The 12,703-nt window shown below is 59.5% G+C and carries 10 protein-coding genes; 3 read left to right on the forward strand and 7 right to left on the reverse strand.

The genetic code is table 11. The features are described 5' to 3' along the window. Nucleotides 1–22: 22 nt before the first annotated feature. The gene (locus tag C7453_RS13770) at nt 23–916 is read right to left on the reverse strand and encodes a LysR family transcriptional regulator (protein WP_114728130.1); all 894 of its coding nucleotides are present in this window, start codon (nt 914–916) and stop codon (nt 23–25) included. 300 nt (nt 917–1,216) lie between these two features. Between C7453_RS13770 and metF the strand changes: the two genes are divergently transcribed. Next, nucleotides 1,217–2,107 (forward strand): methylenetetrahydrofolate reductase [NAD(P)H], encoded by an 891-nt coding sequence (gene metF / locus C7453_RS13775; protein WP_245949045.1) that lies wholly within the window; start codon nt 1,217–1,219, stop codon nt 2,105–2,107. A gap of 160 nt (nt 2,108–2,267) precedes the next feature. Continuing rightward, on the forward strand, nt 2,268–2,876 hold the full coding sequence (locus C7453_RS13780) for an epoxyqueuosine reductase QueH (RefSeq protein ID WP_245949046.1): 609 nt from the start codon (nt 2,268–2,270) through the stop codon (nt 2,874–2,876). A 311-nt stretch (nt 2,877–3,187) separates the two neighbouring features. Here the strand turns inward: C7453_RS13780 and C7453_RS13790 are convergent, their stop codons facing one another. From C7453_RS13790 to C7453_RS19170, 4 genes are all read right to left on the reverse strand, one after another. Then, nucleotides 3,188–4,216 carry a methionine synthase gene (locus C7453_RS13790; protein WP_114728134.1) on the reverse strand — a complete coding sequence of 343 codons (1,029 nt, stop codon included), beginning with the start codon at nt 4,214–4,216 and terminating at the stop codon, nt 3,188–3,190. Between the two features lie 27 nt (nt 4,217–4,243). Continuing rightward, nucleotides 4,244–5,227 (reverse strand): DUF1852 domain-containing protein, encoded by a 984-nt coding sequence (locus tag C7453_RS13795; RefSeq protein WP_114728135.1) that lies wholly within the window; start codon nt 5,225–5,227, stop codon nt 4,244–4,246. 709 nt (nt 5,228–5,936) lie between these two features. Next, nucleotides 5,937–6,323 carry an oxalurate catabolism protein HpxZ gene (hpxZ, locus tag C7453_RS13805; RefSeq protein ID WP_114728137.1) on the reverse strand — a complete coding sequence of 129 codons (387 nt, stop codon included), beginning with the start codon at nt 6,321–6,323 and terminating at the stop codon, nt 5,937–5,939. 64 nt (nt 6,324–6,387) lie between these two features. Then, on the reverse strand, nt 6,388–6,822 hold the full coding sequence (locus tag C7453_RS19170; protein ID WP_114728138.1) for a hypothetical protein: 435 nt from the start codon (nt 6,820–6,822) through the stop codon (nt 6,388–6,390). Nucleotides 6,823–6,861: 39 nt separating this feature from the next. Here C7453_RS19170 and C7453_RS13815 point away from each other — a divergent pair, with 39 nt between their 5' ends. Beyond that, nucleotides 6,862–7,398 (forward strand): hypothetical protein, encoded by a 537-nt coding sequence (locus C7453_RS13815; RefSeq protein ID WP_114728139.1) that lies wholly within the window; start codon nt 6,862–6,864, stop codon nt 7,396–7,398. Nucleotides 7,399–7,491: 93 nt separating this feature from the next. Here C7453_RS13815 and C7453_RS13820 read toward each other — a convergent pair whose 3' ends face one another. Then, the gene (locus tag C7453_RS13820) at nt 7,492–9,696 is read right to left on the reverse strand and encodes a penicillin acylase family protein (protein ID WP_170143228.1); all 2,205 of its coding nucleotides are present in this window, start codon (nt 9,694–9,696) and stop codon (nt 7,492–7,494) included. A 137-nt stretch (nt 9,697–9,833) separates the two neighbouring features. Further along, entirely contained in the window at nt 9,834–12,323 is a 2,490-nt protein-coding gene (locus C7453_RS13825) for a TonB-dependent siderophore receptor (protein ID WP_114728141.1), read from the reverse strand. Nucleotides 12,324–12,703: the final 380 nt, after the last annotated feature.

A 12,703-nucleotide genomic window follows, 5' to 3' on the forward strand; every position in this document is an offset into this window, starting at 1 on the left:
CACCGCCTCGTCCCCAGGCGCCTCATCCCTGGGGATCAGCGGCAAAGCTGATGAAATCGGTAAGATATTGCAGATCCTCATCTGCCTCACGGCGGCCAAGAAAAATCTGCTTCGCAATGCCGTTTTTACCGATCCTTATCGCCCGCAGATCAAACCGTGATGCATATTCCTCCACCAGCCAGCGCGGCAGAACCGCAACGCCGCGACCATGCGCGACCATCACCAGCATGATGTCCGTCGTCTCAATATGCTTATGCTGGCGTGGGGCGATCCCGGCAGGCTGAAGAAACTGGGTATAGATATCCAGCCTCTCCGCAGGAACAGGGTAGGTAATAAGCGTCTCGTCCGCCAGTTGTTCAGGCGTGATACATTTAACGTCGCACAGCCGATGGGTGCTTCCAACGACAAGCACGAGTTCATAATCAAAAACCGGTGTAAAAATCAGGCCGGGTTTGTAAAGCGGATCAGGCGTCACAAGAATGTCGATCTCATTGCCCAGAAGCGCCCCGATCCCGCCAAACTGAAACTTCTGGCGCACATCAACATCCACCTTCGGCCAGCGTTCGAGATAAGGTGAGACGACGTTAAGCAGCCATTGATAGCAGGGATGGCACTCCATCCCGATCTTCAGGGTGCCACGTTCGCCATTGGCAAACTGCTCCAGCCTTTCTTCAGCCAGCGAGAACTGCGGCAGCAACCGGTTGGCCAGCGAGAGCAGCCACTGACCGGCCTGCGTCAGAACCAGAGACCGCCCTTCACGCCGCCAAATCTTCACGCCAAGCTGGATCTCGATCTTGCGAACCGCATGGCTGAGCGCGGGCTGGGTCAGATTCAGCCGCGCCCCCGCCGCCGTGAGCGACCCCTCCCTGGCGACTTCCTGTATGATCATCAGATGGTTACGTTCAAGAATGGCCATGTCTTACCAGGAAATATGCACCAAATTCATACAACCATAAACAATTATCATTTATATATATTGGCGAAAACCCTTATCTGAAACCACATATCGGCCCATCCGGCTCTCAATTATGGCCATGCCGCCGCCTTCAGGCAGGACTCCTCTGGTCCCGCTTATGACGGTTTCGGCAATTCAGCCCGATTCTGGCGAACAGTCCCCGTCCCACTCTCATATTTTCATATCGTCGAGATGAACAACACCGTGGAACACCGGCCAGCCCAAGCCCTCCCAGGCGCGTTCCCCCCTCATGCTCTCGACATGCCGGCCCCTGCTCTCTCTTTCGAATTTGTCCCCCCGAGAACCGACGCGCAAGCGCACCGCCTGTGGCAATGCATCCGGCGCCTTGCACCGCTTTCGCCACGTTTTGTCTCCGTCACCTGCGGCGCTGGCGGAAGCACGCAGGCCAGCACCCGCGCAACGGTGCTGCGCCTGAAGCGGGAAACCGCTCTCGTGCCCGCCGCTCACCTGACCTGCGTGGGTGCGAGCCGCGAGGACATCGACGAAATCGCACGCAGTTACTGGGAAGCCGGCGTCAGACACATCGTGGCGCTGCGCGGCGATCCGCCAGCAGGCGCGGCTGATTACACCCCGCATCCCGGCGGGTATACCCACGCCAGCGACCTCGTAGCCGGACTGCGCCGCATCGCGGATTTCGAGATCTCCGTCGCCGCCTACCCCGAAACCCATCCCGCAGCCCCAAGCCCGGACGCCGATCTCGACAATCTCAAGCGCAAACTCGACGCCGGGGCGACACGCGCCATCACCCAGTATTTCTTTGACGCTGAAACCTATCTCCGTTTCCTCGACCGATGCATGGCGGCCGGCATCACCGCGCCGATCGTGCCCGGCATCATGCCCGTCTCGAACTACGATCAAGTGGCACGTTTCTCGGCGCTCTGTGGCGTGACGGTACCAGCCTGGCTCACCCACCTGTTTGAAGAAACCTCAAAAAATCCTGAACTGCGTCGTATCGTCGCCAGCGTCGTAGCCGTAGAGCAGGTTCGGGCCTTGCAGGCCAATGGAATCAACGCATTTCATCTCTCGACATTGAATCATGCTGACCTGACCTTCGCCATCGCGCATATTCTTGGGCTCCGCCCGACGGAGCCCTCTGCACCGACTGAAAGCCTGGCCGAGAAGGGGGTCTGATGACCGAGAACCATCCTGAAAGCCCGCGCACACCGAAATGCGCGTCCGATCGCCACCAGCGCGCATGTTCGGTCAAGCTATGAAAAGCAGAAACGCAAGGACATCACCCATGACTGAACGCCCCCGCCCCCTGCTCACACCACCCGATGGACACAGGAAGGTGCTGCTCCATTCCTGTTGCGCGCCCTGTTCCGGCGAGGTGATGGAGGCGATGTCAGCGTCCGGCATTGATTATACGATCTTCTTCTATAATCCGAACATTCACCCGGAACGGGAATATCGTCTCCGCAAGGATGAGAACATCCGCTTTGCGGAAAAACACAATGTTCCCTTCATCGACGCCGACTATGACCGCGACAACTGGTTCGCCCGCGCCAAAGGCATGGAATGGGAGCCGGAACGCGGCGTGCGCTGCACCATGTGCTTCGACATGCGTTTCGAACGCACGGCGCTCTATGCGCACGAACATGCCTTCCCCGTCATGACTAGCTCGCTCGGAATTTCACGATGGAAAAACATGGCGCAGATCAATGATTGCGGGCAACGCGCCGTCTCACCCTATGACGGGTTATCCTACTGGGACTTCAACTGGCGCAAGGGCGGAGGTGCCGCACGCATGATCGAGATCAGCAAACAGGAGCAGTTCTACCAGCAGGAATATTGCGGCTGCGCCTACTCGCTCAGAGACACCAACCTGCATCGCCGCAACACGGGCCGTCCAGCCATTGAAATCGGCAAGCTCTATTACGGAACGGACAGCAATGACTGACAAGCCGCAAAACACGCAATCTTCCGCCGGCACTGTAACGGACGCATCGCCCCAGACGGACGCAGACCGGCATCAGCAGGGCAACGTCCTCCTGATCTGTGACGACCAGGAGGGAAACGCTTCCGAAGAGGAAAACCCGTTCGACTGTCCATGCTGCATCCTGCCCTGGTCGCGCTGAACGACATCCAGAACATGCGCATATCGCCGGGAATCCCGATCTTCGGCAATCAGAACGCGTGGAGACGGTTTCAGTCTCCACGCTGGGCCAGACTCACGAGCGCGTCATTCTCACACTCGAAAGCCCCCGAGGCTCAGACCGACAGTTCTTTCCGAACGATTTCCGCACCCGCCCCCAGAGCATTCAGCTTTCCCGTGGCAACATGCCGGGGAAGAGGGGCCATGCCGCAATTGGTCGACGGATAAAGCTTGTCCGCGTCCACGAACTGGAGCGCCTTTCGCAGCGTGCTGGCGACCTCCTCCGGTGTCTCGATGATGTTGGTTGCCACGTCAATGGCGCCGACCATCACCTTTTTACCGCGAATGAGTTCGATAAGATCCATCGGAACGCGCGAATTCTGGCATTCCAGCGAGATCAGGTCGATGTTCGATCTCTGGAGTTTGGGGAAGATCTCTTCATACTGCCGCCACTCCGCACCCAGGGCGTTTTTCCAGTCGATATTCGCCTGGATGCCATACCCGTAGCAGATATGAACGGCCGTTTCGCATTTCAGACCTTCGATCGCCCTTTCCAGCGTCGCAATGCCCCAGTCATTCACTTCGTCAAAGAAAACGTTGAATGCAGGCTCATCGAACTGAATGATATCGATGCCGGCAGCCTCCAGTTCCCTGGCTTCCTGATTGAGAATCTTGGCAAATTCCCAGGCCAGCTTTTCGCGGCTTTTATAATGCGCGTCATGCAGCGTATCGATCATGGTCATCGGGCCGGGCAGAGCCCATTTGATCCGCTTTTTCGTGAGCGTGCGCAGAAACCGGGCATCCTCGACAAACACCGGCTTTTCGCGCGTCACGGCCCCCACGACGGAAGGCACACTCGCGTCATAACGATTACGGATTCTGACGGTCTGGCGGTTCTCGAAATCGACTCCGCTGAGATGCTCGATAAAGGTCGTGACGAAATGCTGCCGCGTCTGTTCGCCATCGCTGACGATATCGATGCCGGCACGATCCTGATCGTCCAGCGTCAGGCGCAGCGCATCCTGCTTGCCTTCCTTCAATTCCTCACCCTGCAATTTCCAGGGGGACCAGAGTGTTTCCGGCTTCGCAAGCCAGGACGGCTTGGGCAGGCTTCCGGCGGTCGAGGTCGGGAGTAAAGTCTTCATGGTTGCGGCCTTGATGTGTATGATTGATCAGACAGGAAAACGAGCAGACCACTGCTCAAGACGATCCTGATACGGCTCGATAAAGCGCTCTTCGGTAAACTCGCCCTGCGCGACAGCCAGCCTGCTGCGTTCCTCGCGATCGTACACAATGCGGGTCAGCGAATAATCCTGATGGTTCAGGCTCGGCTGATAGCATGCGGCCGCCGGGGCATTGGCATTGTAGATTTCAGGCCGGTAGACCTTCTGGAAACACTCCATCGTGCTGATCGTGCTGATCAGTTCCAGATTGGAATAATCCGACAGAAGGTCGCCAAAGAAATAGAACGCCAGCGGCGCGGTGGCATAGGGAGGCATGAAATACCGCACCTTCATGCCCATCTTGCCGAAATACTGGTCGGTCAGGGAAAATTCTCTCTGCTCATACTCAGAACCCAGAACCGGATGATAGTTTCCGGTTTTATGATAGGTCCTGTTACTGGAAACGCTCAGGCAGATGACGGGCATCTTGCCGAAGCTATTCCTGTAAGTGTCCGAATATATGAACGACTTGAACAGATTCCCATGAAGATCGCCGAAGCCATCGGGAATGCGGAATTCCGGCAGGTCACGGTTGTGCTTCAGCAGAAGCACGCTGAAATCATAATCCCGGACATAGGAAGAAAAGTTGTTCCCGGTCATTCCAGCGACACGCCGATTGTCAATCCTGTCAACAATCGAGGTATTGAGAATCTCAATTAACGGAAAGACCTTATCCTGCCCGTTGAAAACGAAATTCATCTCGACGGAAACGATCTCGATCTCGACGGAATAGCGATCTCCGTTCGGATTATCCCAGTGCGCGAGAGAATTGAAACGGCTATCGATCATCCGCAGGACGTTTTGCAGATTTTCCCGACGATGCGCCCCTCTGGCCAGATTGGCGAAATTGGTCGTCAGGCGCGTGTCATCCGAAGGGCTGTAATCGTCATCAAATCTCGTCTTCTTGATAGCGAACGTAAATTCGACAGACATTCCTGTTTTACCTCATTTTGGCAGAATCCCCCAGATCACTATTTTGACCTGTAGAGGATTTGACTTGTTCACAGTTCCCAATCGGCAATTTTCAGGCCGGAAGTGCCGAGACGCATTGGACGCTGTTATGCCTGAGAGGCTCATTGAGCAAAAATGATTTTATTTCATTTATCCATAAATTCCATTCATGGATAATGACCATCAAAGAGCGTCCCGCCCTTAGAGCCTGACCGGGGATGGCCCGCTGCCCTGATGTCCAGAGCAGATCCTGTTTGAATGCACGCATTCAAACAGGTGAAGATGCTGGTAAAAACAATAAACTGGAGCATCTCCACCGAACCGGTTTTCGGTGGAGATGCTCCAGTCTTGATACGGTCGGTCTATAAACCGGGCATTCCGGTATCCGCGCGCGAACCGGCGTGCCGGGAGAGCCCTTCGGGCTCGGGCGCATCATCGCGACGACTGCAGACAGCAGCACAGGTCAGCCGGCTGCGCGGCAGGCTCGGGGGTTCCGGCCGCGCACGCCCATCGGTAAAGGCCCGGTCGCGGAACGGAACCAGACTACCGTTTCAAAGGCTCCGATGCGGAGCGGGAAGCACGGCGTGAGAAAACGGCTCTGGGGCACGAACGCGGCGCGCGGAGCCCCCCCCCCCCCCCCCCCCCCCCCCCCCCCCCCGCCGGGCGACCACACGCCGCCCCGAATGAACCGTCAGGACCCATCCGCCATCAGCGAGACATGCGCGCAGGTAATCTTCCACCCCTCATCGGTGCGGATCCATGTCTGGCTCTGCCGTCCGATGCGCGTCGCCCCCTCGCGCTGGAATTCCAGATTGACGGTCGCCAGATCCGTGCCGAAGGTCGTCACCACCCGGCGCAGCACCCGCCGCTGCGGCGACCCGCCGACACGACCCTGACGAAAGGCCGCAATCTCGGCAAAGCCGTACAACACCTCACCCACGCCATAACGGATCGTCTCGGGCGCATTGCGAAACAGCGCATCCAGAACATCCAGGTCATTGGCCATCAGCGCCGCCTCGTACTGGTCGGACATGGCGGTCACTTCGGCCATGATGGCAGGGTCATCGATCAGAAGCATGGCACGGCACCTTACATAAAACAGCGTATCTGTAGCAGATCACCCAGCGGTCATCATGCGCGAGTCACCGCTTTCCAGCACGCTCCTCAGCGTGCACCGTATTGCGGCCCCCGTGATAAATATAATAAATCATACGCACCATGACTTCCAGAATACCGGCTTCAGACGACCTCTCCCGAAAAACCGTCGCCGACACCAGTGCCAGGGCGACCCGATCGTCGCACCGGGGCCGCCGCCCCCTCGCCGCCCTGCTCTGCATGGTCCTGCTGAACGAGACGGTGCCGGCATCCCCGGCCGACGCCGCCGGCTTCACATTGTCCACCCTGGGCATCATGCAGCCGTTCCTGCCCTCGGCCGCCGCGCCCCAACCATCGTCGCAGCCGCCGTCACAGCCAGCGTCACACCCATCCCCGGCGCCGTCACTGCCGTCATCGCCCCACCCGTCATCCCACCACGCGTCCCGGCCCGCCCCGACCGCGCCAACGTCGCCCACCGGCATTGAAAGCGCGGACGAACGCCCGAAACTCGCCCCGCCCCCATGCCGCCGGACAACCAGCTTCCGGGCTTTCCATCCCAGTGGAAAATCCAGAGTGCCCTGAAGCAGCTCGGTTTCTACCACGGCCCGTTGGATGGCGGCTACGCGACCCCCCAATTCCGCGCCGACCTCGAAGTCTATCTGGAAGCCATCCCCGACTACCTGACCAGATATGTCAGGCTGCCGTTCGAGGAGATCGTCCTGATGGGGCTGAACGACACCGTCCGGCTGTCTCTGCCCGCAGACCGCACCCTGGCCGCCCCCATGAGCAACCTGGCGCGCGCCAACCTCAACAGCAACGACCTGGCAAGACTGAGGGCGGCCACCGAACGCGCCAACGCCCACCCCGACCAGGAGCAGCAATGGCGCAGCACCGACGGGCGCCGGGGCGGCACGGTCGTCATGTCCGGCGCCCCCAACGGCCCCTGCGGCACATTTTCCCTGCGCGTCGACATCAACGATGCGACGGAAACCGCCGGCCCCCTGGAAGGCTGCCGCCGGCACGGACAATGGGAGGTCATCACCGGCTCCCCCCGCTAGAAGCGGTTCAAAACCCCGCTGGCAACAACTTCCCCCGTACCCCGCCCATCGCGCCGGCAATGCAGGGCAATCACCGCGACGGAACGCGCCCCTTCACTGCCGCAGTTCCTCGATCGCAAAAGACGGGTCCTGACTGATCGCGCTTTCTTCAAACGGAAGCCTGACCATCCGCCCCATCGAGAAAAGATCGGTCTGATCCGCGTAAGCCGGCAAGAGCGGATCGTCCGACTGTCCATAGGTCAACAAGGCATCGGCCACGGGTCGCCCCTTTTTCCAGGTTACGGCCAGCAGATAGCTCGTTCCCATGATGTTCTCATTGGCGTAGCCGGTCCCGCCGAGCGCCCCGAACCCGACGACATTGAGAATCCCTTCCATGCCCGAACCACCTGGCACCGGAATAGCCCCAGCCCCGGTTGCACGATACTGCACGCGGGACAGGGGCGCAGAGAGCGGAATATGGAACCGCGTCAACTCTTCCACCGCGCCCTCAAGCGCCTGTTGCAGGGCCGTATGCACGGATGCACGCGCGAAAGCGATCCTGCATGGCGTATCGGCCGGAGCGTCCGGATCGAACGGAACACTCCATAAATCCGGAATCTCATGCGCTCTTGTCCAGAACGCCCGGAACAGCACGGCTCCACGACTGTCCGGCCGATCCGTCCGATCCCATGCCTGAAGCACACGGCAGGCTTCGGCGGAAACCGGCCTATCATACGGCTCCGTTCCGCAAAGTGCCGCCAAAGCGGGAGCCGCCAGTTCCGCCGCATAGTTCCGACTATCCAGAATCATATGCTCGGCCCGATCAAGGGTGACCGGACCCGCCGACGTCAGCCGACGCAACGAGACGAGACTCATCCGCGCACGCAAACCCAACGGCGCCCCCTCGCCACCCACGATTGCCGGAACGGAGGAAGAACCAGGCTCCGCCCCCGTTATCCAGGGGGAATTATTGCTGTTGAAGACATAGCGCGTCGTCCGCGCCACCGGCATGTCGCGGGCTGGCAGCGCGCCGCGCCGGGTCCAGTCGCACGCGCTGCGGGCACCGTCCATCACGGGCACCCCCTTTGGCAAACGCCCGCCGACGAAGCATGAGGGATCGGCATCGTCGGGCAGATCCGGCACGATCGATTCATCCGCATACAATGCCTGCCCCAGGCGATCGGCCGCGATGGTGTTGACCCATGGCAACCCACGCACCGCCTTCAGGCCGGCAAGCAGGTCGGCGGCGGAAACGGCGCGATCGATCCGCAGCCATTGCGCGATCATGCGGGTGTTCCGCCGCTCGCTGTCGGCAAGGGCATACGCTTCCGTGCCGGTCCACCGCATGCCCCGCCTTTCGATCGAGACCAGCGGACCATAGCGCGATTCATAGATCACCTGCCGGCGAATCTCCGTCGCTCCCCCCGGCGTCAATACCGGAATCTCCACGACACGCCGCGTCATGGCTTCGGGCCTGCCATCGACGACATACCGGTCCGGATGGCCGGGAACGAGCGCAAGACGGAAAAAGGTAAAACGTCGATCGGTAGAAACCGTATGCGACCACGCCACATCCCTGTTGAAGCCGATATTGATCATCGGCAGCCTCCCGAGCGCCGCGCCCATGACGTCCAACCGGCCCGGTATCGTCAGGTGCATCTCGAAGAAGCGGTTCGGCCCATCCCACGGAAAATGAGGATTGCCGACCAGCAACCCGGTCTTCCCTTCCGTTACCGCCGCCCCCAGGGCGTAGGCATTGCTTCCCTCCTTCTCCCCGTGGGCCGCCGGAGCGGGCAGAACCGGGTCAGGCACCGCCCCCTTTACCGTGGCCGCCCCCGGCGGAGCAGCACGAACCATCTGTGGATAAAGCGGCAAAGCGGTGTCGAAGACCGCCTTCTGCGCAATCATTCTGATCACATCATCAACCGTGACCGGCCCCGCCAGCCGCGCACCACCGCAGGGGCGCGACGCCGCCGGCTTCGACAGGGCCAGATCGACACCGGCCGCATACCCGCTCAAAAGCCGCCACACATCCTTCTGCCGCCGATAACCGTCCCCAAGACGGTCCATATCGAAATAAAACCTGAAAAATATATCGCTTTCCAGGTTTGACCCCGCGCGTCCGCCCGGCCCGGCGGGACTGTCCGGCCCGATGAAACGCGACCGCTCCCCCCGCACCGTCATGACCGTCTCCATGAGCAGACAGCGGTTCAGACGGGCATAGGCATAGCCCGCCCCGAAACCCAGCCCCGCGAAATCGTCCGCCCTGACATGGGGAATATCGTGCGCGGTCCAGCGCACCACCGCGCGGTACGTCACCGGACGAGCCGAAGCGGTGGAACAAAAGGCCGCGCCGCACAGGCAGAAAAAGCCGGCCAGCCCCACCCTCCACCGTGAAGATCGATCCGAAACCGCGCGCCGGGGGCCAGCCACGCCCACTCGCTCCATCACGCCCGTTACCAGTTATACATCAGGTTGCCGTACACCCTGCGCCCCTGTCCCAGGTAACATTGGTACGTGCCACAGGTCGTCACATAATATTTATTGGTCAGGTTCGAAATCGCCACCTGCGCCCGCAATCCTTTCAGCACCGGTGTCAACCCGCCGAAATCGTAATGCGCTCCTATATCGAACAGAAGATAAGCTGGCATTTTATAGGAATTTGCCGGATCGTCATAAGTGAAGCCCGTATATCTTACCCCCCAATTGATACCCAATCCCTTTGCGACAGTCCGGGGCAACGTATAGTCGAAGAAGACCGACATCATGTTGCGCGGCACACCTTCCACATATTTTCCCTGCTGCGGCACCGCCGCGCCGAACGTTCCCGTCCGGGGGTAAAAAATATTGGTCTTCAGGTTGGATTTCGCAAAGCGCATGTCGGTATAGGTATAGGAACCGACGACCCGCAGATCCGGCGTGATATTGGCGCTGGCCGACAGTTCCACCCCCTGCGACCGCACCCGCCCCACATCGGCGCTGAAGTTCGGATGGAGCGGGTCCGTGACGAGGTAATGGTTTTCGTCGATATGGAAGACGGAACCGGTCAGCAGGATATCCCGCTCCGGCACCTTGTATTTCAAGCCGGCCTCGAACTGCTTTCCGGTCAGCGGCGCGAACGGGCGGTTCAGGTAATCCGTCGTGCCGAACTGCGGGTTGAAGGAGGATGAATAGCTGAAATAGGGCGCCAGCCCGAAGTCGAAATTATAAACCAGCCCGGCACGCCAGGTAAACGCGGATTGCGAGACGGTATTGGGCGCGTTCAGTGTCGCCGTGCTGCCGCCGCCAGCCTGATAGGTCCGCTGCCCGCCGACAAAGGTACGGTTATACCAGTCCTGGCGGCCGCCAAGCAGAATCGAGAACCTGTTCCATTTTATCTGATCCTGGAAGTAAACGCCTTCCTGAAAATAGGAAAAATTCTGGATATAAGCCGGGTTAGGACATGTCCAGGGCGTCGCCAGACAGGGCGTGAAATCGTAGGCGCGCGGATTATAGACGTCCACGACGTTGTACGATCCTGCGGTCTGATACTGCCCGGTGCTATTGATCTGCCGGAAATCGGACCCCACAATCCAGGTATGCGACACCGGTCCCGTATCGACATGCCCCATCAATCGCGAATCGAGGCCCACAGTTCGGTTTGCACCGCCGGACGCCCATGGATTCCTGCGGATTTCCGACATTGAAATCGGCTGGTTCAAAACCATGTACTGGGTAGAGTGCCAGGAATCCTCCCAGCGAAAATTCTGCACGAATGTTATATATTTATTAAACTCGTGTTTGAACTGATATTCAAACATCGCATCCGTGGCGCGATTGTCGTTGAAAGAAGGCGTACCCAGAAAGGTGCTGCGCGACAGATAGCCTTTCGTGCCCGGAAAGGCGGTGCCGTAGAGCGAATAGGCCGTCTGCGCCACGCCGATCTCGGGGGTGTACATATATTCCCCGATAAGAGAAAGCGATGTCCTCGGATCGATATCCCACGTAAGGGAGGGCAGAACGCCGACACGCCTGTAATTCACGTTGTTCATCTGCGTACCCTGCGTCACGCCTATGGCCGCGATCCGGTAGCGCACATTCCCCGATTTCGTGATCCTGTCGCTGACATCGAGCGTCGCTTCGTATCGTCCCCAGTTTCCGAAGCCGAGCGTCGCCTGGTGCAGCGGGGTCGCCGTCGGCTTCTTCAGGCTCACGCCGATCATGCCGCCGGGCGTGGTCTGGCCATACATGACGGAAGACGGGCCATTGACCACATCGATCCGGTCCAGAAAAGCCGTTTCCGTGGCCGACTGGGATTTCGTCATCAAACCATCGACGAATTCAGTGGTATTGAAACCACGTTGCGTGATTCCGGACCCGGAAGCGCCGGCATTGTAAGTCCCTTCCGGCTCGGCGAAGATCCCCGGACTGTAGCGCAGGGCGTCGGTCAGGCGCTGCGCCTGCTGGTCCACCATCTGCTGCTTGGTCACGACATAGATCGAATTCGGTATTTCCGTGATCGGCGTATCGGTTTTCGTCGCCGCGAGGGTGTTTCCGGCAACATAGCCGATACCCGGCCCGGTCGGGTCCTGATGCGCGAGCGTCCCCCCCACCCGCACCGGCCCCAGCGTAATCGTGGAAGAGGCCCTGCGCAGGATCACACTGTGCCTGCCGGTCATCTCATAGCTCAGGCCGCTGCCATTCAGAAGCCTGACCAGGCCGGAAGCCGGGGATTGCATCCCCTGCAAGCCCGGGCTTCTCAACCCCGCCAGAAGTTCATGCGGAACCGATACCGCCCAGCCGCTCTGCGTGCCGAATGTCGTCAGCGCGGTAGCGAGAGACTGGGGCGGAATATGAAAATTGACGCTCTCCACCTCGTTGGCGGACGCCGCCCGCAACGCGACCGGATATAATGCGATGCCGCCGAGAACGGTGGATGAGGTCAGGATAACGGCCCGCTGCGCCATGCTCCTGAAGGAGAAGAAATCCCTCCCGCATACTCGTGACATGCTGTCTTCGCCCCTTTCGGCTGTCGTGCGTCAGAGGCTGCCTGCAAAGTCACCCAGCCTGCGATCCGGCGCGACTTTTCAACAGCCTCTCAGGTTCATGCTGAATGATGAGAATGCCTCTCACTTTCTATCAGCCCTAACCTTCAACACGTCCGAACAGGGTGGTTTTTCCGCATTTCTCAGAAAAAAAACGACAGCAATTCATCGAAAACCGGTTCGGTGAACTGCTGTCGTTTATTATTTTTACAGGCCTCTGCCCCTATTTGAATGCACGCATTCCAACGGGGGCGGCTCTAGAGCATTTCCACCGAAAACCGGTTCGGTGGAAATGCTCTAGT

Source organism: Gluconacetobacter liquefaciens (assembly GCF_003350405.1).
GTDB classification, from domain to species: Bacteria; Pseudomonadota; Alphaproteobacteria; order Acetobacterales; family Acetobacteraceae; genus Gluconacetobacter; species Gluconacetobacter liquefaciens.

Bases quoted from the DNA above. Each gene is read 5' to 3' on its own strand.
- C7453_RS13770 (WP_114728130.1), bottom strand. From the start codon at position 916: ATGGCCATTCTTGAACGTAACCATCTGATGATCATACAGGAAGTCGCC.
- metF (WP_245949045.1), top strand. From the start codon at position 1,217: ATGCCGGCCCCTGCTCTCTCTTTCGAATTTGTCCCCCCGAGAACCGAC.
- C7453_RS13790 (WP_114728134.1), bottom strand. From the start codon at position 4,216: ATGAAGACTTTACTCCCGACCTCGACCGCCGGAAGCCTGCCCAAGCCG.
- C7453_RS13795 (WP_114728135.1), bottom strand. From the start codon at position 5,227: ATGTCTGTCGAATTTACGTTCGCTATCAAGAAGACGAGATTTGATGAC.
- hpxZ (WP_114728137.1), bottom strand. From the start codon at position 6,323: ATGCTTCTGATCGATGACCCTGCCATCATGGCCGAAGTGACCGCCATG.
- C7453_RS19170 (WP_114728138.1), bottom strand. From the start codon at position 6,822: ATGCCGGTGGGCGACGTTGGCGCGGTCGGGGCGGGCCGGGACGCGTGG.
- C7453_RS13815 (WP_114728139.1), top strand. From the start codon at position 6,862: ATGCCGCCGGACAACCAGCTTCCGGGCTTTCCATCCCAGTGGAAAATC.
- C7453_RS13825 (WP_114728141.1), bottom strand. From the start codon at position 12,323: ATGGCGCAGCGGGCCGTTATCCTGACCTCATCCACCGTTCTCGGCGGC.